This window comes from Lysinibacillus sp. JNUCC 51 (assembly GCF_015999525.1).
Lineage (GTDB): Bacteria > Bacillota > Bacilli > Bacillales_A > Planococcaceae > Lysinibacillus > Lysinibacillus xylanilyticus.
Window position 1 is genome coordinate 2,039,107 of record NZ_CP065545.1, and the last position, 19,412, is coordinate 2,058,518.

18 protein-coding genes are annotated in these 19,412 nt (G+C 36.9%); 8 read left to right on the forward strand and 10 right to left on the reverse strand.

The window, feature by feature from the left end; translation table 11 throughout:
* The first annotated feature begins 84 nt into the window (after positions 1 to 84).
* On the forward strand, positions 85 to 387 hold the full coding sequence (locus JNUCC51_RS09830) for a hypothetical protein (protein ID WP_337991835.1): 303 nt from the start codon (positions 85 to 87) through the stop codon (positions 385 to 387).
* Between the two features lie 20 nt (positions 388 to 407).
* Here the strand turns inward: JNUCC51_RS09830 and JNUCC51_RS09835 are convergent, their stop codons facing one another.
* From JNUCC51_RS09835 to JNUCC51_RS09860, 6 genes are all read right to left on the reverse strand, one after another.
* Positions 408 to 551 (reverse strand): hypothetical protein, encoded by a 144-nt coding sequence (locus JNUCC51_RS09835; protein WP_166672130.1) that lies wholly within the window; start codon positions 549 to 551, stop codon positions 408 to 410.
* A gap of 342 nt (positions 552 to 893) precedes the next feature.
* Positions 894 to 2,933 carry a TRAP transporter permease gene (locus JNUCC51_RS09840; protein ID WP_337991836.1) on the reverse strand — a complete coding sequence of 680 codons (2,040 nt, stop codon included), beginning with the start codon at positions 2,931 to 2,933 and terminating at the stop codon, positions 894 to 896.
* Complete coding sequence (locus JNUCC51_RS09845; RefSeq protein WP_337991837.1) at positions 2,930 to 3,445, reverse strand: DUF1850 domain-containing protein; 516 nt, start codon at positions 3,443 to 3,445, stop codon at positions 2,930 to 2,932. Before JNUCC51_RS09845 ends, JNUCC51_RS09840 begins: the two co-directional genes overlap by 4 nt.
* A gap of 142 nt (positions 3,446 to 3,587) precedes the next feature.
* Positions 3,588 to 4,580: a TAXI family TRAP transporter solute-binding subunit gene (locus tag JNUCC51_RS09850; protein WP_134022706.1), complete on the reverse strand. Its 993-nt coding sequence runs from the start codon at positions 4,578 to 4,580 to the stop codon at positions 3,588 to 3,590.
* Positions 4,581 to 5,342: 762 nt separating this feature from the next.
* Entirely contained in the window at positions 5,343 to 5,894 is a 552-nt protein-coding gene (locus tag JNUCC51_RS09855; protein WP_100545772.1) for a superoxide dismutase family protein, read from the reverse strand.
* Between the two features lie 171 nt (positions 5,895 to 6,065).
* Positions 6,066 to 6,848 (reverse strand): 3D domain-containing protein, encoded by a 783-nt coding sequence (locus tag JNUCC51_RS09860; protein ID WP_337991838.1) that lies wholly within the window; start codon positions 6,846 to 6,848, stop codon positions 6,066 to 6,068.
* 824 nt (positions 6,849 to 7,672) lie between these two features.
* Here JNUCC51_RS09860 and JNUCC51_RS09865 point away from each other — a divergent pair.
* Entirely contained in the window at positions 7,673 to 8,803 is a 1,131-nt protein-coding gene (locus JNUCC51_RS09865; RefSeq protein WP_337992214.1) for a response regulator, read from the forward strand.
* 277 nt (positions 8,804 to 9,080) lie between these two features.
* Here JNUCC51_RS09865 and JNUCC51_RS09870 read toward each other — a convergent pair whose 3' ends face one another.
* Complete coding sequence (locus tag JNUCC51_RS09870; RefSeq protein WP_337991839.1) at positions 9,081 to 10,103, reverse strand: GGDEF domain-containing protein; 1,023 nt, start codon at positions 10,101 to 10,103, stop codon at positions 9,081 to 9,083.
* Between the two features lie 1,042 nt (positions 10,104 to 11,145).
* Between JNUCC51_RS09870 and JNUCC51_RS09875 the strand changes: the two genes are divergently transcribed.
* From JNUCC51_RS09875 to JNUCC51_RS09890, 4 genes are all read left to right on the forward strand, one after another.
* On the forward strand, positions 11,146 to 11,835 hold the full coding sequence (locus JNUCC51_RS09875) for a response regulator transcription factor (RefSeq protein WP_049667282.1): 690 nt from the start codon (positions 11,146 to 11,148) through the stop codon (positions 11,833 to 11,835).
* Complete coding sequence (locus JNUCC51_RS09880) at positions 11,832 to 12,812, forward strand: sensor histidine kinase (RefSeq protein ID WP_337991840.1); 981 nt, start codon at positions 11,832 to 11,834, stop codon at positions 12,810 to 12,812. Before JNUCC51_RS09875 ends, JNUCC51_RS09880 begins: the two co-directional genes overlap by 4 nt.
* Before the next feature lie 116 nt (positions 12,813 to 12,928).
* Complete coding sequence (locus tag JNUCC51_RS09885; protein ID WP_337991841.1) at positions 12,929 to 13,690, forward strand: ABC transporter ATP-binding protein; 762 nt, start codon at positions 12,929 to 12,931, stop codon at positions 13,688 to 13,690.
* Positions 13,680 to 15,524, forward strand: coding sequence for an FtsX-like permease family protein (locus JNUCC51_RS09890; RefSeq protein WP_337991842.1), 1,845 nt, complete (start codon positions 13,680 to 13,682; stop codon positions 15,522 to 15,524). Before JNUCC51_RS09885 ends, JNUCC51_RS09890 begins: the two co-directional genes overlap by 11 nt.
* A 44-nt stretch (positions 15,525 to 15,568) precedes the next feature.
* Here the strand turns inward: JNUCC51_RS09890 and JNUCC51_RS09895 are convergent, their stop codons facing one another.
* A complete protein-coding gene (locus JNUCC51_RS09895) occupies positions 15,569 to 16,009 on the reverse strand; it encodes a hypothetical protein (RefSeq protein ID WP_100545781.1) in 441 nt (146 codons plus the stop codon).
* 464 nt (positions 16,010 to 16,473) lie between these two features.
* Between JNUCC51_RS09895 and JNUCC51_RS09900 the strand changes: the two genes are divergently transcribed.
* Both JNUCC51_RS09900 and JNUCC51_RS09905 read left to right on the forward strand, forming a co-directional pair.
* Complete coding sequence (locus JNUCC51_RS09900) at positions 16,474 to 17,112, forward strand: YfbR-like 5'-deoxynucleotidase (RefSeq protein WP_100545782.1); 639 nt, start codon at positions 16,474 to 16,476, stop codon at positions 17,110 to 17,112.
* Between the two features lie 143 nt (positions 17,113 to 17,255).
* Positions 17,256 to 17,768 (forward strand): zf-HC2 domain-containing protein, encoded by a 513-nt coding sequence (locus JNUCC51_RS09905; RefSeq protein ID WP_337991843.1) that lies wholly within the window; start codon positions 17,256 to 17,258, stop codon positions 17,766 to 17,768.
* 53 nt (positions 17,769 to 17,821) lie between these two features.
* Here the strand turns inward: JNUCC51_RS09905 and JNUCC51_RS09910 are convergent, their stop codons facing one another.
* Entirely contained in the window at positions 17,822 to 18,820 is a 999-nt protein-coding gene (locus tag JNUCC51_RS09910) for an anti-sigma factor (protein WP_337991844.1), read from the reverse strand.
* Positions 18,813 to 19,343, reverse strand: a complete 531-nt coding sequence (locus JNUCC51_RS09915; RefSeq protein WP_337991845.1) for a sigma-70 family RNA polymerase sigma factor — start codon at positions 19,341 to 19,343, stop codon at positions 18,813 to 18,815. The genes JNUCC51_RS09910 and JNUCC51_RS09915 overlap by 8 nt, the downstream gene beginning before the upstream one ends.
* Positions 19,344 to 19,412 lie beyond the last annotated feature (69 nt).

Here is a 19,412-nt window from a genome sequence, read left to right on the forward strand (position 1 = left end):
GCTGTCGCTTCGCTTTCGCACAGATAAAACATTTGTTGCTGTCGCTTCGCTTTCGCACAGAGCAAAGCTTCCTAGGGGCGTCCGATGAGCCGCTTGGGCCAACAGATGTTTTTTCCGCGAAAGCGTAGTGCTAACGTAGCGACAGCAAAAGGGGTTCATCTGCGCGAAAGCGAAGCGGCAGCGGCAACAGCACCGATGTTGGTCACGAAGGCGTTATCACAGGATGTGATGGTTTTAGCCTTCGTTCCTCTATTGCTGATCCCTAAGGAGTCGCCCAGTCTCCACTCCAATCAACCTAGATTCATAGCGTATATTTCTACAAATATTTCTTCCAACTTTTATGTAAAAAAAATGAAAGACTGTGATAAAAGTTATTTCAACCTTTAGCACAGTCCATCAAATATTTATTATAAACTTGTAAAAAAACCTTCTGGGAATTCTTCATAATGTACCATCGTTAGTTGCTCCTCATTTTTTTCCTCTTCGATATTAAGCTCAATTTCCTGATCCATTAAATATGTTTCAAATTTTGAATTTGCCAACTTTTTCATCTAATCACCTCGCTGTTTTATTTAATTGAATTTTCTGATAAAAAAATTATACAATGACCTTTGTAAAAAAAGCAATAAACGATGCTCATTATGCATAAAAAATATAAAAACGATCTACTTTTTAGATTGAATTTCGAGGTTAATAAGAAAAAGAGATGTATCAAATTATGATACATCTCCTTGATGGTTAGACTTATTAACCAAGCGATCGTACATGGACGCCGTAAATTGCGCGTGTTTTCATCACCTCATAGACATTACAAAGCAAGCATTTACTAACTCAGAAAATGAGTAGATTCCTTTTTATTTAATTTATAGGCTCGAAGCCTTTTTACCCCTTACTTAAGCTACAGCACTCGTTTTACTCTTTTGATTGTCATCACCGTTATCCTTATGCTGTGTTAAATATTGAATAACAAACATCACGATAAAGATTGCTAAACCAGCCCAATCCGAGAATTTTTCTGGATAGATAAGTAGTAGACCAGCTGCAATGGAAATAATGCGTTCAAACCAAAGCATTTTGCGATACCAGTAACCGATTACTCCAGCACCTATGGCTACCATTCCTGTAATGGCCGTAAATACTACCCATATAATTTCAGGTATAGTTGTATCAATCATTAGCAACGCAGGTGAGAATACAATCATGTACGGAATAATAAACGCTGCAATCGCAAGCTTCGCAGAGTTTACACCTGTTTTAATCGGATCTCCACCAGATATTCCCGAAGCTGCAAAAGCTGCAAGTGCAACAGGTGGTGTTATATCAGCAATAATACCAAAGTAGAATACAAAGAAGTGTGCCGATAATAAAACTGCTATTGGTACTAATTCCTGTGGTGTATTCGGTGATAATAATGCTACGATTGCAGGAGCAGCAATTGTTGACGTAATTACATAGTTAGCTGTTGTCGGGGCCCCCATACCAAGAATTAAGGAAGCAATCATAACAAAAATCAGCGTTAAAATAATGCTACCGCCCGCTAATTCTACTAAACTATTAGCTAAACTTAAGCCTAGACCTGTTTTTACAACTACACCTACAATAATACCTGCACAAGCCGTTGCCGCTACCACTCCAAGCGCTGTACGAGCCCCTTCAACTAGTGCATCAATAATATCCTTTGGTTTTAAACGTGTTTCCTTATTAAACATAGCAACACCAATAGAAATAATAATACCGTAAAGCGCTGCATGCATTACGGGTGTACCCGTTAACATTAAGATGATAATTGCGACGATCGGTAATAGAAGGTAAATCTTCTTAAATACTTCTCGACGATTTGGCATTTGATCATCACGTAAACCTTTTAAACCTACTCGTTTCGCTTCGAAATGAGTCATAATCCAAATACCTGTAAAATAAAGCAATGCAGGTATCGCCGCCGCCTTCGCAATATCCCAATACGTAATATTGCGACCGATAAACTCAACCATTAAAAACGCTGCTGCACCCATAATCGGAGGCATTAACTGCCCACCTGTAGATGCCGCCGCCTCAACTGCACCCGCAAATTCTTTTCGGTATCCAAGCTTTTTCATCATCGGAATCGTATATGATCCAGATGTTACAACATTCGCTACAGAGCTTCCCGAAATCGTACCTTGAAGCGCACTAGAAAATACCGCCACTTTTGCAGGACCACCAATTAATTTACCTGCAAGAGATACCGCTAAATCATTAAAGTATTGACCAACACCTGTTTTGACAAGGAATGCTCCAAAAAGTAAAAACACAAATATAAATGTGGCAGAAACACTAATCGGTGTTCCGAAAATCCCATCTGTCGTAAAATACATGAGATTAACAATACTCTCAAAATCTTGCCCTCTATGCGCCATAAAGTCCGGGAAATATGGTCCAAAATATGCATAAATTAAGAAACATATAGCAATGATTGTAATCGGTAAACCTACTGCACGGCGAGCTGCTTCAAGTACCAATACGACAGCTATAAGGCCTACAATAAAATCTGTTTGCGTAATGGTACCATTGCTATTAACAAGCTCTGTATAATTCATTGTCCAATACGAACCTACTACAATGGATAATACCGCTAAAATATAATCGAACCACGCTATTTTATTCTTTGCTGCTTTTTTTCGAGCAGGGAATAGTAAGAAAATAAGGGTCAAACCAAAACCTAAGTGTATCGTACGCTGAATTTGCGCTGGGAATTGGCCGAATATTGCTGTGTAAAGCTGAAACAGCGAAAATGCTAGTAGTCCAAAGAAAACGACATGCTTCATAATGCCCGATATCGTTCGGACATTGGATTCAATATCATATTTCTCTAGTATCGCTTGTTGCTCTTCAGCTGATATTTGTTCGAATTCTTCTTTTTTTACTTCTTCGTTTGATTTATGCTGAGTTGTCATTTCATCCTTACTCCTTTCCATTGTTCATAAAGCGATAACCGCTTCACCTCAAATAAATAGGATTTTCCCCTTTGTAAGTCTTTTTTTAAATCGTATTCATAATTCTCGTAATCTAATACAAGGTCTAAATCCAAATCGCCTATATAGATCGTAAAATTTTCAATGACTTCATTGTCAAACTGCAAAAAATATTTACCATCTCGTTCTGTTAATGTTTGATTTTTTTCTGCATAGCTTGGCATGCCGATTGCTAAACTTTCATACTCCATCCCTAACATTTGAATACTCGTTCCGTCTACACATTTATAATGTTCGAGTACATCCGTTTTATGGATGGAGTGAGTGTATCTAATTTCAAATGTATCCTCAGTTGTCAGTGGTATATATTGCACTACCGGATCATTTATGCGCGTTTCCGTAAATGCGAATACCTTTTGAAGAGGAAGAAAAATGACTATACTAAAGCAAATACATAAAAAAGCTAAAACAATTATTAATGTTCTCTTTCGCACTACATCTGTTCCCCCACTTAAAAAGCTATTCGTACGGAAGAAAAGAGACTCGAAGCTTTACGCAATCCGAGCCTCCTCGTATTTAAGAAAATAACTTTTCACTCGCCATAAGCTATTCTAAATTTATAATCCGAATGTTCCGTTATTTCTGTTCATCAAAGTATTTTTGAGCACCTGGGTGAACGTCAATACTGATACCCTGTAAGCCTGTCTCAGCTTTGATATACGCCCCTTTAGCGTGGGAAATTTTATCTGTGTTATCATAAATAGCTTTTGTTATTGAATAAACAACATCTTCCGAAAGATCTTTTTTCACCGCTAGCATCGCAAGTACCGAAACTGTTTCAGTATCTTTTGCAAGACCATACGTACCGGCTTTTACTGTATCTTTTGCGTAGTAAGGATATTTAGCAATTAGCTCATCTGCTTTACCAGGATCTACACCGATAATATTTACTTTAGTTGTTGCATTTAATGCTTCAACAGCACCTGTTGGCGTACCCGCAGTAATAAACGCTGCATCGATTTGTCCAGATTGAAGACCATCAGTAGATTCACCAAAGTCTAGGTTTTGTGCTTTGATATCATCCATTGTTAGACCATGAATTTCAAGTAACTGTTCAGCATTTGCGTAAGTTCCAGAACCTGGTGCACCTACAGAAACCTTTTTCCCTTTTAAATCAGCATAAGATTTAATACCTGATGCTTCAGTCGTTACTAATTGTACTGTTTCTGGATAAAGTGCACCTAAAGCAGCAATTGAATCGATTTTTTTGCCATCAAACATCAATTTTCCTTCAGTAGCGTAATAAGCAATATCTGATTGTACAAATGCAATTTCACCTTTACCATCTTGTAAAGCCGTCATGTTGGCTGCAGATGCTTGAGATACTTCAGCAGTTGTTTTAATGTCTGTTTCTTTAGAAATTAGATCCGCAAACGTTCCACCCAATGCGTAGTAAGTACCTTGCGTTCCACCTGTTAATAAGTTCAAAAATTTCGGCTTATCAGATGCTGTCGAATCACCCTTATCCGAATCCTTTGAACCCGCTCCACTATCAGACCCACATGCAGCTAAAATCAATAGCGCAAAGGCACTTAATAGCATTAATAGCCTGAATTGTTTTTTCTTCATAGTAACCTTCCCCCTTGGTTAAAAATAAGAATCTATTTAAAATTATCAAAAACAGTATAATAATGTCAATCTATTTATTGTAAATTCAGTCTTTTATAATTATACCTTTCTCCTTAATCACCCTTTATTTCAGAAGTTTATTAATAACTACACCACTCAAATTTTATCTACATTAAGCTAATAATTTCTTTTTCCAGGAAAACATTCCTGGTTTCTGTATGTATAAAAATTGCATATTTATTATTGAAATGACCGCTTACTTCTTCTTTTATATGAGGAATACTCATCATCATAACGTGGAGTTGATTTCCGTTCCGGCTGGACGCTTTGTAGCTGTCGCTTTGCTTTCGCTACATGAAAACATTTGCCGCTGACGCTTCGCTTTCGCGCAGAGCAGAGCTTCCTGGGGGCGTCCGATGAGCCGCTTGGGCCAACACGATGTTGGTCATGAAGGCGTTATCACAGGATGTGATGCTCTTAGCCTTCGTTCCCCTATGTGCTCGCTCCAGGGTCTCGGGCCAACACGAAGTTGGTCACGAAGGCGTTATCACAGGACGTGATGATTTTAGCCTTCGTTCCTCGATTGCTAATCCCCAAGGAGTCGCCCAGCCTCCACTCCAATCAACTTATTACATAGCATTCTGTTTAACAAATAATCTCCTAACTTGTTAGTAATAACCAAAATGATTGTCGATTTTTACCCGAAAAACAAAAATACTGTATCTAAAGTGATTTACTTTAGATACAGTTGATTCATTTTCCTTATTGAATAATGCCACAAGCAATTCTAGCACCAGAATTACCCGAAGGATCTGTTTTATAATCATCCTCAGATTCATGAATGACTAATGCAGTGCCCCCATCTCGTAACAATGAGTTGGCAGCATTTTTTTCTAATGTCAGCCCTTCAGCTAAAAAGTTCAAATCCACTTTACCATCTTCTCCAACTACTAAATTTGGAAGATCTCCTAAATGATATCCCTTAGGATTATCCTTCCCATGCTCTTTACTCGTTGGATTAAAATGAGGACCTGCTGATTCAAATGTTGGCGGTTCACACTTGCCAACTGAATGAATATGAATGCCGTGAGTTCCGGCTGGCACCCCTGATAGTGCGAGTGTCATTTTAACCCCATTATCCTCTTCCTCAAAATATGCATTGCCATAGCTTTCATTATTTTTACCAATTACTTTTGCGGTTGCAGTTGGTCCTGAATTGGCGTTAACGGCTACTTTTTGCTCCTTCTTTTCAAAGAAACCACAACCGCCGACAAATACTAATAAAGAAATAATTATTAAGCTCATTTTTTTCATAAAAATACCTCCTCTATTTCTGATGGTTGCCAACAATCCTTCCACTTATGCATTTTCATTAGAAATTTGCGAATTATTGGTTACTGAGTAATCTTCGCGGACTTGGCTTTTAATCTTACAATGCAAAATAAAAGGATATCTCCAACTTAAGGAGACACCCTTTAAATTACATCAATTTAAAATTTTTACAGTTACATTTTTAACGCCCCACTGACGAGCTTGTCCCTCAGTAGGAATAAATACGTCAATTTTATTACCTTTTATTGCTCCGCCAGTATCTGCTGCAATTGCTTCACCATAACCTTCAACCCAAACCCTAGTACCAAGAGGAATTACACGTGGGTCTACAGCAATTACCTTTAAGTTTGGATTAGATCTGATATCTGTCCCATTCGCTGTAATCCCAGAACACCCTTCACAATACGCTGTATAGGCTGTTGCTCGCATTGTTAATGTTTTGCCCGCATTTGCTGGAGCACTCACTGAGTCTGTGCTTGATGTTGTTACTTTCTTTTTACTTGATGCCGTCGCTACACTTTTAGTTCTGTTTTCGAAAGTTTTAGGTTTTGCCGCTGATTCTTTGATAGCTATTGATTCACCTACATAAATTACATCAGATGAGAGATTATTCCATTTCTTTAATTCTTCCACTGATACATCATTTACACGCGCAATTGTAAATAATGTATCCCCGGCCTCAACAAAGTGTTGGTCTTTCATTGAATTATCATCATTTAATTCGAATACACTTAAATCTTGCTCTGGATAAAACCATCCCGCGTCTGTGTCAATCATTGGCTCATAATCTCCTAAAGACAAATTGTAAATTTTCGAGATTCCCCACAATGCATCGAATGGCCTAAAAGCTAGTTGTTCCTTAGCAGATGATGGACTGGCAAATAAACTTAATCCCAACGTCATTGTTACAGCTAAAGCTAAAGCTTGTTTTTTCATATTTTGTAACCTCCATATTTTAATATTTCGCAGTCTGCTGCTAGCACACTAGAGTTGGGCTCTTTTATGCAAGCAATGCTAGAATGCAATTAATAACTCAGGACAACGACCTGATATTAGGAATTATTGGTATAAAGGAGGAAAAATATACAATATAGAATATATTTTTGGTAAATCAAACAATTTTAAGAGGGAATATTGCGAAACTATTTGCAATTTTATATGTTGGAAAATCAGTGCTTTTTCCGATAATATGGTAAAAGAGGAATGTAGGATGGAAGTTAATACGATAATGTCTTCTCAAATTATGGAGCTACAACATACTGTACAAATGAGTGCAAAATGCACTCAACCCAAATACTGTAGCTGCTACCGAATTATTAAAAGATCTGCCACAGCAGCAAGTGGCCATACATCCATATAAAGGGTCAATCATTGATATTTCACTTTAGCCTACTTCACTATTTATCAATTATGCTTCTGCATAATTGCGTCCGGAATCGGCTTTGGCGTGCATAAAGAACTTCTTTCCGATTTCAGTGACATCCGCCGGAGGATTTAGGCCAACAGATGTTTTTTGCGCGAAAGCGTAGCGTCAGCAGCACAGCATGAAATTGGTCACTCAATCGTGTGTTGTTGCTGCCGCTTCGCTTTCGCACAGATAAATTGCCACAGGACGTGGCGTTCTTAGACTGAGTTCCTGAGTTCCTCTATTTCAGCGGATGTCTTTTGTACCGAAAGAGTAGCGACAGGTACAGATGTTTGGACACCTGCTGAAAGAAGTTAAAATTAATATTTGAAAGTTGGTGCCCTTTTTGATTCGAGTGATAGTAATGGATGATGAGCCATTAGCTCTTGTAAACATGGAGAAAAAGTTAAAGGAATTTAATTCAATAGAGGTCATTAAATCCTTTACAACTGTAAAAGATTTGTTGGCAGAGGGACCGAGCTTGGATTTTCAAGTAGCATTTTTAGATGTTGAAATGCCTGGCATGAATGGTTTAGAAATTGCAAGACTATTAAAAGAATGGAACAAAAACATTTTTATCGTATTTGTCACTGCGTATCGGGACTATGCTGTCCAAGCATTTGAAATTCACTCCATTGACTATTTACTAAAACCTATTTCAAAAGCTCGTCTAGAGACAACTATTAACAGAATCCAAGAACTCCTTCACCTAGAAAATAAATCGACTCCTTTACAAATACGAAATAAACCCGAGCTTACAATACAATGCTTTGGAGGATTCGTTGTTTTACACAATAACAAAGCCGTACATTGGAGAACACTTAAAACAAAAGAATTATTTGCCTTTCTTTTTTCCAATCTTAATAACCATGTACCTCGTGATACAATCATCGACAACTTATGGGTAGATACAGAATTTAAAAAGGCAAGAGTACAGTTACATACAACAGTTTCCTATCTACGCACTACGCTTTCAGCATTGGGCTATTCAGAAGTCATACAGTATGCAAATGGCTGCTATATTTTGCAACTAGAGGATTTTCAATGTGATGCCCATGACTTAGAGCATATTTTAAATGCTCATATGGAGACTGCCAAGATTGATGTAGAGAAGGCTGAGGCACTAATACAAAGCTACCAAGGTGAGTATATGGCCGCCTTAGATTATCCCTGGATTACAAGTAAAGCAAATTTTATGAACAACAAATTTACTCTTTTACTTCATGAATTAATAGAGCATTATACAACAATACATGATGTGAAAAAACGAGAGCAAATTTTACTTTTAACGATAGAACATAATCCATATTCCGATAAAATCATACAACAGCTAATAAAGCACTATATTGAAGTGGATAATCGAGCATGTGCAGTAAAGGTTTACAATACCTTTAAAAATACCTTGTTAGCGGATCTCGGTATTTTACCAGAGCAAGAAACGACTGAACTATTTAACGCTATATCTATCGAAAATTTTAATCTATAAAAGGCATCGGGAAGATAACTCTCGATGCCTTAGCTTGTAAACAAACAAATAAATATGAATAAAGTGTATCAATAAACAAAGTTTGATTTTCACTCCGAGTTGGCGCTTTCAGAACAAACTCACCCCGCAGGAGTCGCAACTCTCCGTGAAAATCAACGGTTCCTCATCTAATTTATAATGGTTTAGTTAAAACACACCATTTATCTTCAATCAGTAGAAGACTTCCACTTTTGAAGGTAGTGGGATGAATGAAGATGTGGTTGGCTTGACTGATAATTTATTTGGTTATTTTTTCAGATAGTTCTTCAAAGACACATATACAGTTCCTTCCCGACTGCTTCGCCTTATACAATGCCTGATCTGCAATTGCAATGATCTGATTAGCCGTTTTAATATTTGCTGTAAATGATGTAATGCCGGCAGACATTGTAACAGGCCTTTCACATGCAGTATTTAACATGGCCTGCTTAATACGTAAATTCTCCGCTAATTCTATAGCTACATCTATTGTCGTGGATGGCAATATAACCATAAACTCTTCCCCACCATATCGAAAGCACATTCCTTGTTTCTCTATGCTCTCCTGCATATGACTGGCGAAAGCTTTTAGAACTTCATCCCCTACAGTATGACCATATGTATCATTTATACTTTTAAAATCATCTAAATCTATTAACACTATTGAATGTGGAACTTTATTGATGATTAATTCATTTAAAATTTGATCCATTCTTCCTCTGTTAGGAATTCCTGTTAAGGCGTCTAAATTCAGTTGATTAGTTAAATCAAATATTGTGCTTTCTGAACTAATAACCAAGTTTCGCACTACCTTTTTTAAGGAATGTGCTTCGTAATACCAGTCATTAATTTCTTCAAGCTTCTGTACTTCTTCTTTCTCCATACTAATAAAAAGCTGTTTTAAAGGTCGTGCAATTTTGAAAGCAAGCCATACAGCTAATACAAGTATTGTGATTAACCATAATAATAAAGGTATGAGTATACTTTTAATGAACGCGCTAAAAGAAACCGCTCTTTCATCAAGTAACTTATCAACCACTTGCACCATATAAGGTTCGATCGATTTATCTTGATTTGGTTCCCTCAGTTTTTCTTGTACGTAGCTCTCAGTGATTATTGAAACTTCCTTCACATAATTTTCCTGCATGACAATTTTATTTTGCATAAGAATGTCGTTAAAATTTCGATAGCTACTCCAAATACTAACACTAGAAGTCGCAAGTACTATCATTACCGTCACGCTAACAATAACAAACGATAACTTTAACTTGAGTTTACTCACAATAGATCATTTCTCCCATTGAGATTTTATTCCCTCATCATACGTCATACCTCTTAAAGAAAACTTAAAAACGGATAGATATTTACCGAATTGATGTGCATTCCACTCTCAGAAGGATGTAGGACACTCACTCACTTCCTTCCTCTCCAAGGTGCTGTCATTCCAACAATACTTTTTCAATCGGGCATTTTTTTAGGAAAGCGGCTCGACGCTCGTAAGTAGATAATGGGTTAGGTATGGACGATGATATCCAAAGTCGTCTTTTTTCCCCCTTAAAAGTTCATCACCTTCTAATTGAGTTGGTGGTGGCTCTTTTTTATACTTTCAAGTTACAATTACTATATTAATTTAGCTCATCACCAAAGAAGATTATATTTTTATTAAAGCGTACGCTATGTAATTAAGTTGATTGGAGTGGAGACTGGGCGACTCCTTGGGGATTAGCGATATAGAGGAACGAAGGCTAAAAGCATCACGTCCTGTGATAACGCCTTCGTGACCAACATCCTGTTAGCCCGAGACCCTGGAGCGAGCAACGCGAGTGAACGGCTCATCGGAAGCCCCCAGGAAGCTCTGCTCTGCGCGAAAGCGAAGCGTCAGCGGCAAATGTTTTCATGTAGCGAAAGCAAAGCGACAGCTACAAAGCGCCCAGTCGGAACGGAAATCAACACACGTTATAGTGATGAGCTATATTTATGGATTTTTAGAAATCAGGGTACATTAATAATATGATCAATTATGCCTCGGCATAATTGCGTCAGGAATCGGCTTTGTGCTTGCACAAAGAACTCCTTTCCGATTCCGTGACATCCGCCGGAGGCTTTGGGCCAACGTGATGTTGGTCACTCAGTCGTCGCCACAGGACGTGGCGTTCTTAGACTGAGTTCCTTTATTTCAGCGGATGTTTGGAAACCCGCTGAAAAGTGACTTAAACCCTTATTCATCTCACCACCTATAGAGGTAGGAGAATTCTGTAGCTGCTGCTTCGCTTTCGCTACATAAAACACTCGCTGAAAGAAGTTAATAAAGAAAGGTCGATACTATGTACAAAATATACATAATAGAAGATGATCCTAATATTTCAAAGATTATTGTGGAGCATTTAACAAAATATCAATTTGAATGCTATACCGTTCAACAATTTAATCATATAGTAGAAGAATTTCAAGCTATTCAACCTCATTTAGTGGTTATGGACATTAACCTACCAACCTATGATGGGTACTTTTGGTCACGCAAAATCCGTCAGTTATCCAAATGCCCTATTATCATTGTATCAGCGCGTGTGAATGATATCGATCAAGTGCATGGAATTGAAAATGGTGCGGATGATTTTATCACTAAGCCCTTCTCGCTGGATGTGCTTATGGCAAAAGTGAACGGTCTTATTCGTCGTACATACGGAGAATATGCTTCCTCCGAATCTAATTCGATATCAATAGCTAATACAACATTAAATTCTGATACAGTTCGTCTTTACACCGAAAAACACGAGAGCCTGTTAACGTTAAAAGAGATGCAGCTTAGCAAACTACTATTTGAAGCTTACCCTAATGTAGTTCCTCGTCAAAAATTGTTGAGTGCCATTTGGGATGATGAATCCTTCGTTGAAGAAAACACTTTATCTGTTAATATTGGCCGATTACGCAAAAAATTCGAGACTATCCAATCTAGATTAGAAATTAAAACAATCCGTGGACTTGGTTATCAATTAGTGGAGGCGGAAGAATGAAGCTGTTCTTTCGAGATCATATAAGTGTAATCAGTCTTTATTGTGTAAGCTTTCTATTATTACCTTGGATCATTCAATCATTGGATGGTTTATCTTCACACTATCTTTATTTTATCTTTCTAGTTAGCTTCCTATTTACCATTTGGCTAATCGGACGTTATTATCGCAGAAAAAAACTCTATGCTCATTTACAGAACAACACATTAACAAGCGACGACCTCCATCTGTATGAACCACAGGCTATGATTGAGCAAGCCTACAGCCAAAAACTACGACAAATGCAATATCTATACTTAACACAGCAGCAACATTTAGAGGAGCAAGAAAACGAAAAGCAACTTGTACTTTCCCATTTTGCGCATCAAATGAAAACGCCATTGTCGGTTATTCAACTGATTATCCAATCTAATAGCAATAGCCAATCCGAGCATTTGCAAACAATTAATCAAGAATGCGACAAGTTGACGTTTACCCTCAATCAGCTACTAACTTATGAACGTACGTCCAATCTTGTGGCTGATTTAAAAATAGAAGCACTCTCATTAAAAGAACTTATGAAGGAAGTTGTTAACGATTTAAAGGATTATTTCATTGCTAAAGAAATTTTTCCAAAAGTAACGCTTAATGAAAATACTATTATTTATTCAGATCGAAAATGGTTAAAAGTTGTCCTTTATCAAGTCATCAATAATGCCATTAAGTACGGTGAGTCTGAAAGTTCTATTCAGATTATTTATGACGAAGCTACTTTACGTATTAAAAACTATGGAGATACGATTCCTGAGAGTGAAATTTCACGTGTCTTTGATTTATTTTACACAGGTGTGAAAGGAAGAACGAGCGGAGAAGCAACAGGTATAGGCTTGTATTTAGTGAAAAAGATTTTAACTGAATTAGAGCACCCTTATACTTTACAGTCCCATGAGTGCGTCACTACCTTTTCCATAGATTTTTCAAATAGCGTGAAAAAATCATGATTGTAAGCTCGTAATATGACAACTTTGTCATATTGACGTCATTTAATCAAATAGGGAAAATGCTGCTCCTTCTTTATACTTAAGCTATTCAATCGAAGTAAGGGAGTTGTTCAAAGATGGGAACCTCAATCCTACAAGTGACCAATCTGCAAAAAGAATATATCGGAGAAATCACATATAAGGCATTGAATGGCGTAGATTTTCAACTTGGTGAGAACGAATTCGTAGCCGTCATGGGGCCTTCAGGAAGTGGAAAAACTACATTTTTAAATAGCGTGTCAACAATCGATCGTCCTACTATTGGCGAAATTCTTATAAATGGTAGAAATCCATATTCATTAGATGATGAAGAACTTGCAAAGTTCCGTCGTTCAGAATTAGGCTTTGTCTTTCAAGATTTTAATCTTGTACACACATTAACGGTGAAAGAAAATATTTTATTACCGTTAACTTTAGATAGTTTACCTGCCGATAAAATGCAGCAACGACTTCAACATGTATCTCAATTTCTTGGAATTGAAGAGCTTCTTTCAAAACGAATTTATGAAATTTCCGGTGGGCAAAAACAACGTGTAGCTATTGCTCGTGCGGTTATTCACGAACCGAGTTTATTGTTGGCAGATGAACCTACAGGAAATCTCGATTCAAAAGCAGTAAATGATGTCATGAATTTATTCAGTTCTATTCATACAGAACTGAAAACTTCCATTTTAATGGTGACACATGATCCTTATGTGGCAAGCTTCGCAAATCGTATTATATTCATTAAGGATGGTAAATTATATAACGAAATTCATCGAGGTCATAACCGTAAACAATTTTACCAGGAAATCATGGACACACTTGCTTTTTTAGGTGGTGGACAGCATGAGCTTTAATCATATTGTTATTCAAAATATTTTACGTGATAAATGGACTTATGTTTCGTATTTCCTAAGCAGTATGTTCTCTATCATTATTTTCTTTCTATTTACAGTCATTGTGTTTCATCCAAGTCTTGCAGGTTTAGATCCAGACTCAACACTTGGCCTTGCATTAATGTTAGCGAGTATACTCGTTTATTTGTTTTCATTTATCTATATCGCCTATTCCATCATGGCCTTTTTAAAGAAGAAAACAAAAACACTAGGTATTTTTATGATTACTGGTGCATCTATGAAACAAATTCGCACGCTCGTTTTTCGGGAGAATATTCTTATAGGTGTACTGGCGATTATTACAGCAATCGTTCTTGGGCTTGTCATTTCGCCTCTCTTCTTAATGGGTGCCAAGGTTGTTTTAAACGCAGAAGCTTTTGGTATGTATTTCCCTATTAAAGCAATCATGCTAACTATTGGTTTATTCCTTGTATTATTCGTTATTATTTCAAAAGTAATGACAAGATTTATTAATAAAGAAGCTTCCATTCAACTATTAAAAAGTGATGTTGTCATCGAAAAGTCGATAAAGTCACATTATCTTTTATTATTCATTAGCATTATTATTACCATTGGTTTAGGCTATTTTTTAAAAATCGAACATAACATTGTAGGTAGTCTCGGTCTTCTTTTCTATGCAGCGTTTTTCGTGAGTGTGCTTTGTACAATTTATTTAATCATCTCACAAGGAATGCGCTTCCTACTAAAGGCTTTTGAGAGATCGTCAGCCTATATGAAACAAACGAATATGCTACTGGCTTCCAATCTCAATGCAAAAATGAAATCACACGTAAATATGCTATTTTTAATCACTATTTTATTAAGCGGTGTATTTTTATGTACAAGCATTTTATTTAGTTCTTACTATACTGTTGACAAAGATAGTGAGGCGAATTATCCGTACAGTTTTCAGTATATTGCCCCTCCTAAAGCTGACCCAAACAAGGTAGAAGCTGATATTAAAAACATTGAAGAACAATTATCTACAGTGGATTCTCAAAAATATTTTATTAAATTTAAATCGAATGAAGATCAACGACTCGGTTATATGTCAGTTTCCGATTATAACTTGTTACACAATGAAAAGATTAGCTTAGGTGCAAATGAATTTATAGCAGTTGCTGGTAATCATAAGACAATTCCTATTACTAATGTAAGTAATGACAAATATCTAAAGCAATTTAAGCTTGTATCTGTAAATGAAAAAAATCTATTAACAACAGGTTTCCAACAAACGTATTTTATTGTGCCTGATGAAGTTTATAACAGTATCCAATATCCTGTCTACAAAGCTTATTTATTTGAGCTAGACAATTGGACAGCACATACAGAGTTAGCGAAAAAAATTATTAAGGATTTCCCACATATATATGAGAAACGTTATGTAACGTCAAAAATCGAATTGTATGACGCAGAGATGTTTATAAAAAGTGTGATGTTCTTTATCGGCTCTATGTTGAGCTTAATTTTCTTAAGTGCAGCGATGAGCATACTCTACTTCTATTTACAAACGACACTTCTGCAGGAAAAAGAAAAGTATGTAGGCATACGAAAACTTGGGCTATCTAAAAAAGAGTTATTCACTGTTGTGTCTAAAGAGCTGGCAATCCTTATATTTGTACCATTCGCAATAGCGACTACAATGTTATTTGCTACATTATTTGCAATGCGAACAATGGTTTCAACATCATTTTTACAAGTCTCTATGATGAGCTCTTTATGCTTCTTTGCCCTATTCTTCGTTAGTTATATATTTATTCGCAAAAGCTATTTCAAACGCTTGCTTAGCAATTAATGAAAAAAATCCGCACTCCTCTCGGGGTGCGGATTTTTTATCCTTTACCAAAGTACAGGCTTTGCAACCATTAGCCATAACATAATTAGCAATAATAAAATGTACATCCATGCTTTGCGATGTAGCAACGAAGTAAATTTTTGCTGGTCATAGGCAGGCGTATTAAATGTCTGTAAAGTCGGTTTGAATGCTCTAGCTAAAAATACAATCGAGGCCAACATCACAAGAAATGTAAGAACAATCCATGAGGTACTCCAATGATAGCCCGCATGCCACATTAATAAAATACCGGACGCAACAAGAACATGCCCCGAATGCTTGACGATCGTAATGGCTCCTTTAAAAGCCTCAATATATGGTGACATTTCAACATGAGAAGCTGTACGCATTTTCTTAACAATTGTTAAAACAACGAACAAAGGCCCAATCGAAAGTACAGCACTTAAAATATGTATGTAAAGTAGAAGTGTATAAATTGATATCATTGTGCACTTACTCCCCTTTTAACTTTTTTCAGCAAATGTTTTATGTACCGAAAGCGTAGCGACAGGTACAGAAGTCTCCCACCTCTATAGGTGGTGAAATGAATGCGGGTTTACGTTACTTTTTCAGTCGTGTTCAAACACATGCTGAAAGAAGTTAAAGCCTCCGGCGGATGTCACTGAATCGGAAAGGAGTTCATAAAGGATGTTAGCCTAAAATCATCGCATCCATGCGATAACGGCTAACTGACCTGCATCCTGCAGGCCTAAGCACAAAGCCGATTCTGGACGCAATTATGCCAAGGCATAATTGATTCATTCCCCCTCATTATAGCACTTAACATAAGTATGCTTTATCGTCAATTGTGAATCCTTTGTAAACGCAAAATGAATCATTGTTAAGTTGTTTGAAATGTGCACAAAGAGGGTATGGATTATAGTAACATGCACATATAGACCAAAAAGGAGTGATTTTTATAGGAATTCATCAATTTTTTACAAGTCTTAATGATTTAGAGCGTATTATTCGTTGCCCCGGGCGCTTCAAATTTGAAGAGCACAATGTGGCTGCTCACTCTTGGAAAGTATCACAGTATGCGATGTTCTTTGCCACACTTGAAGAATTAAACGGAGCTACAATCAATTGGAAATCATTATATGAAAAAACCATCAACCACGACTTTGCTGAAGTATTTATCGGCGATATTAAAACACCTGTAAAGCATGCTAGCCCAGAGCTTAAACAAATGCTTGCACATGTGGAAGAAAAAATGATGGAGAAATTTATTATCGATGAGATCCCACAAGAGTTTCAGGCTGTCTTCTTTGAGCGCATGAAAGAAGGTAAGGATAAAACTGTAGAAGGTCGCCTACTTGAGTTTGCTGATAAGCTTGACCAATTTTACGAAGCCTTTGCTGAGTTAAAACGCGGTAACACAGATAAAGAATTTGTGCATATGTATCAATCCGCTCTTTCTAAGATTTTAACTATTCCTCTTGAAGCTTCGGTTCACTATTTCCGTACTGAGATTCTAAAGGATGCTGTGAAGGAAAAAACACACATTGATATTCAAGCTTTGACCAATGAAGTATTAACATCAAATTAATAGGGTGCATGTACAAGTTTTCCGAACGAATTAATTCACGGAAGGCTTTTTTTATTTTCATCAATTATGCCTTGGTTTAATTGCGTCTGCTGAAAGAAGTTAAAAAGTCGTATAATGGAAGGAGATCGAATGGAGGGAAGCTTTTGTCACAGGAATGTTCAATTGTAGAGGATTTATTGCCTTTGTATAAAAAACAAGCGCTCCAAGCAACTACTGTAGAATTTGTCGAACAGCATTTAGCTAATTGTGAGCATTGTCAGCAGCTCGCTACTTCAAAGCAATCACTGGGTTATCATTTATTAATGAAAAGAACGATAACATTTTTCCATCTTGTTTTTATCGTACTATCCTTTATGTTTGCTATTAACTCTTCCTTACTTGGCAATCAAACAAGCTTTGCTATATCTTACGCGATTTTTGGCGGCCTTACTTATTTCTTTTACAAAAATATTTGGATTGTTTTTTCCATCAGCTTTGTACCTGTTTTTGTATGGGCTATTATTGACAATATCAATAACCCACTCTATGTCACCTACTACTCATTCGCAGAAATCGGTACACTGTTGATTGGAGCTAGCTACATAGCCCTTTTACATACTATTTTCGCACTAATCGGTGCTGCTTTTGCTATTATGTTTCGTAGGTTTACAAAATAATGTTCCACCTTGCAGAAAGAAGTTGTCTCAAGTATTTGAGACAACTTCTTTCATCACCAATTATACCCATTCATAAGTTCGACATCCCCTAGCATTTCATTAGAAATACCTTCTAGATCTTGAAGCCCCATTAGTTGCTTTGTCGGTCCTGTTACAACAGCGCCATAAGCCTGAAATCCATTCTTCTTAATATAATCATAGCGTTCTTGCAAATGGTTTAAACCGAGAAATCCTTCGTAATAGCTTTTCTTTTCAGCTAAAAGTTTTTCCATATTTTCGAGCATCCAACGCTGGCTATCCCTCAAACTTGTAAAGTCCTGTGCTTCAGATATATGTGAATAATCATCACTAACTGTTAAGCCACCTGATAGCCCGATTCTATCATAAATTGTAATTGTGCCACTACTGCGGTCAGAAGAAGTTGGTTCAAAGGATTTAAACTCACCTGTATATAGTGGCATCCAAACGATTCGGACATCGTACGGAGCAAGCATTTTTTCCAATTCTTTAGGCTCTTTAAATGTTGAAGTCGAAAATGCCATTTCCGCTACAGCTCCCTCAGGTAACTTTTCCAACGCCTTCCATACATTGTTGTTAAGATGAGATGAGGTTGCTTTTCCCGTCACAGGATCTTCTGGTAAATTAAAATTAAATTGTTGTGAAGTATTTGTCGACGTTAAGTTCATACGCATAGATGAATTAGAATTTAACATTGATTTTTCAACACGCATTTCACCAACTACTACTTTTTCCTTTCCTACCTGTTTCTCAAGTGGATAACTCATTTTTTGTGTTAGAAATGGTGTTATTTCTGCAGGCGAACCCATAGAATATTGACCTTTCATATTTGGGTGTAGCCATTCAAGTACTATTAAAGAATTATAAGCATGTTTAAGATCAGGACGCGTTTTATCAAAAACGATGGATACCCCTGCTATATACAGAGCATAAATAACGAAGCATATTAGCAATATACGAAGTACTCGAAATGTTAACGTAAAACGGTATTTTCTTAAAATCTTTTTTTCATTCTCCTGCGACCACTTAGTCATGTTGGAAACCTCCATTCTTTTTCGCTATTTCTTCTAATCTTTTGCGGGCACGATGCAAAAGTATTTTCACCTGCCCCTCAGAAAGCTCTAGGGCTTCCTGCAATTCTAAGTAGGTGAATTGTTCATATTCACGTAAATATAAAATCGTTCGGTAATTTTCAGGCAAAAATTTCAGCAACGCCTGTACATCTTCTGTCACTTCCTGCGTTAAAAAATCCTCTTCTGGTAACCCATATGGACTTAGGATTTCATCTTTCCAAAATAAGTTTGCGAATGGAATAGTCTTCCGTCTTTTCTGTTTACGCCATTCATCTAAATACGTGTTCCGTGCAACTTTGAATAACCACGATCTCACATCCTCCTCTTTATAAAAAGACAGCGATATCGTAGCTCGTACAAATGTTTCTTGCACTAAATCTTCTGCTATTTGCACTGATCCAGACATCTTCAGCAGAAAATAATATAAAGATTTCGCGTATTTTTCATAAAGTTGCTCAAGCTCGTTTTTCCGCTGTCTGTCCATGCCATCCCCTCGCTTTGTATTTCCACAAGTAAAACGTATATCTTTTCTAAATGTTACAGTAATTACTAA

Bases quoted from the DNA above. Each gene is read 5' to 3' on its own strand.
- JNUCC51_RS09830 (WP_337991835.1), top strand. From the start codon at position 85: ATGAGCCGCTTGGGCCAACAGATGTTTTTTCCGCGAAAGCGTAGTGCT.
- JNUCC51_RS09835 (WP_166672130.1), bottom strand. From the start codon at position 551: ATGAAAAAGTTGGCAAATTCAAAATTTGAAACATATTTAATGGATCAG.
- JNUCC51_RS09840 (WP_337991836.1), bottom strand. From the start codon at position 2,933: ATGACAACTCAGCATAAATCAAACGAAGAAGTAAAAAAAGAAGAATTC.
- JNUCC51_RS09850 (WP_134022706.1), bottom strand. From the start codon at position 4,580: ATGAAGAAAAAACAATTCAGGCTATTAATGCTATTAAGTGCCTTTGCG.
- JNUCC51_RS09855 (WP_100545772.1), bottom strand. From the start codon at position 5,894: ATGAAAAAAATGAGCTTAATAATTATTTCTTTATTAGTATTTGTCGGC.
- JNUCC51_RS09860 (WP_337991838.1), bottom strand. From the start codon at position 6,848: ATGAAAAAACAAGCTTTAGCTTTAGCTGTAACAATGACGTTGGGATTA.
- JNUCC51_RS09875 (WP_049667282.1), top strand. From the start codon at position 11,146: ATGTACAAAATATACATAATAGAAGATGATCCTAATATTTCAAAGATT.
- JNUCC51_RS09880 (WP_337991840.1), top strand. From the start codon at position 11,832: ATGAAGCTGTTCTTTCGAGATCATATAAGTGTAATCAGTCTTTATTGT.
- JNUCC51_RS09885 (WP_337991841.1), top strand. From the start codon at position 12,929: ATGGGAACCTCAATCCTACAAGTGACCAATCTGCAAAAAGAATATATC.
- JNUCC51_RS09890 (WP_337991842.1), top strand. From the start codon at position 13,680: ATGAGCTTTAATCATATTGTTATTCAAAATATTTTACGTGATAAATGG.
- JNUCC51_RS09895 (WP_100545781.1), bottom strand. From the start codon at position 16,009: ATGATATCAATTTATACACTTCTACTTTACATACATATTTTAAGTGCT.
- JNUCC51_RS09910 (WP_337991844.1), bottom strand. From the start codon at position 18,820: ATGACTAAGTGGTCGCAGGAGAATGAAAAAAAGATTTTAAGAAAATAC.
- JNUCC51_RS09915 (WP_337991845.1), bottom strand. From the start codon at position 19,343: ATGGACAGACAGCGGAAAAACGAGCTTGAGCAACTTTATGAAAAATAC.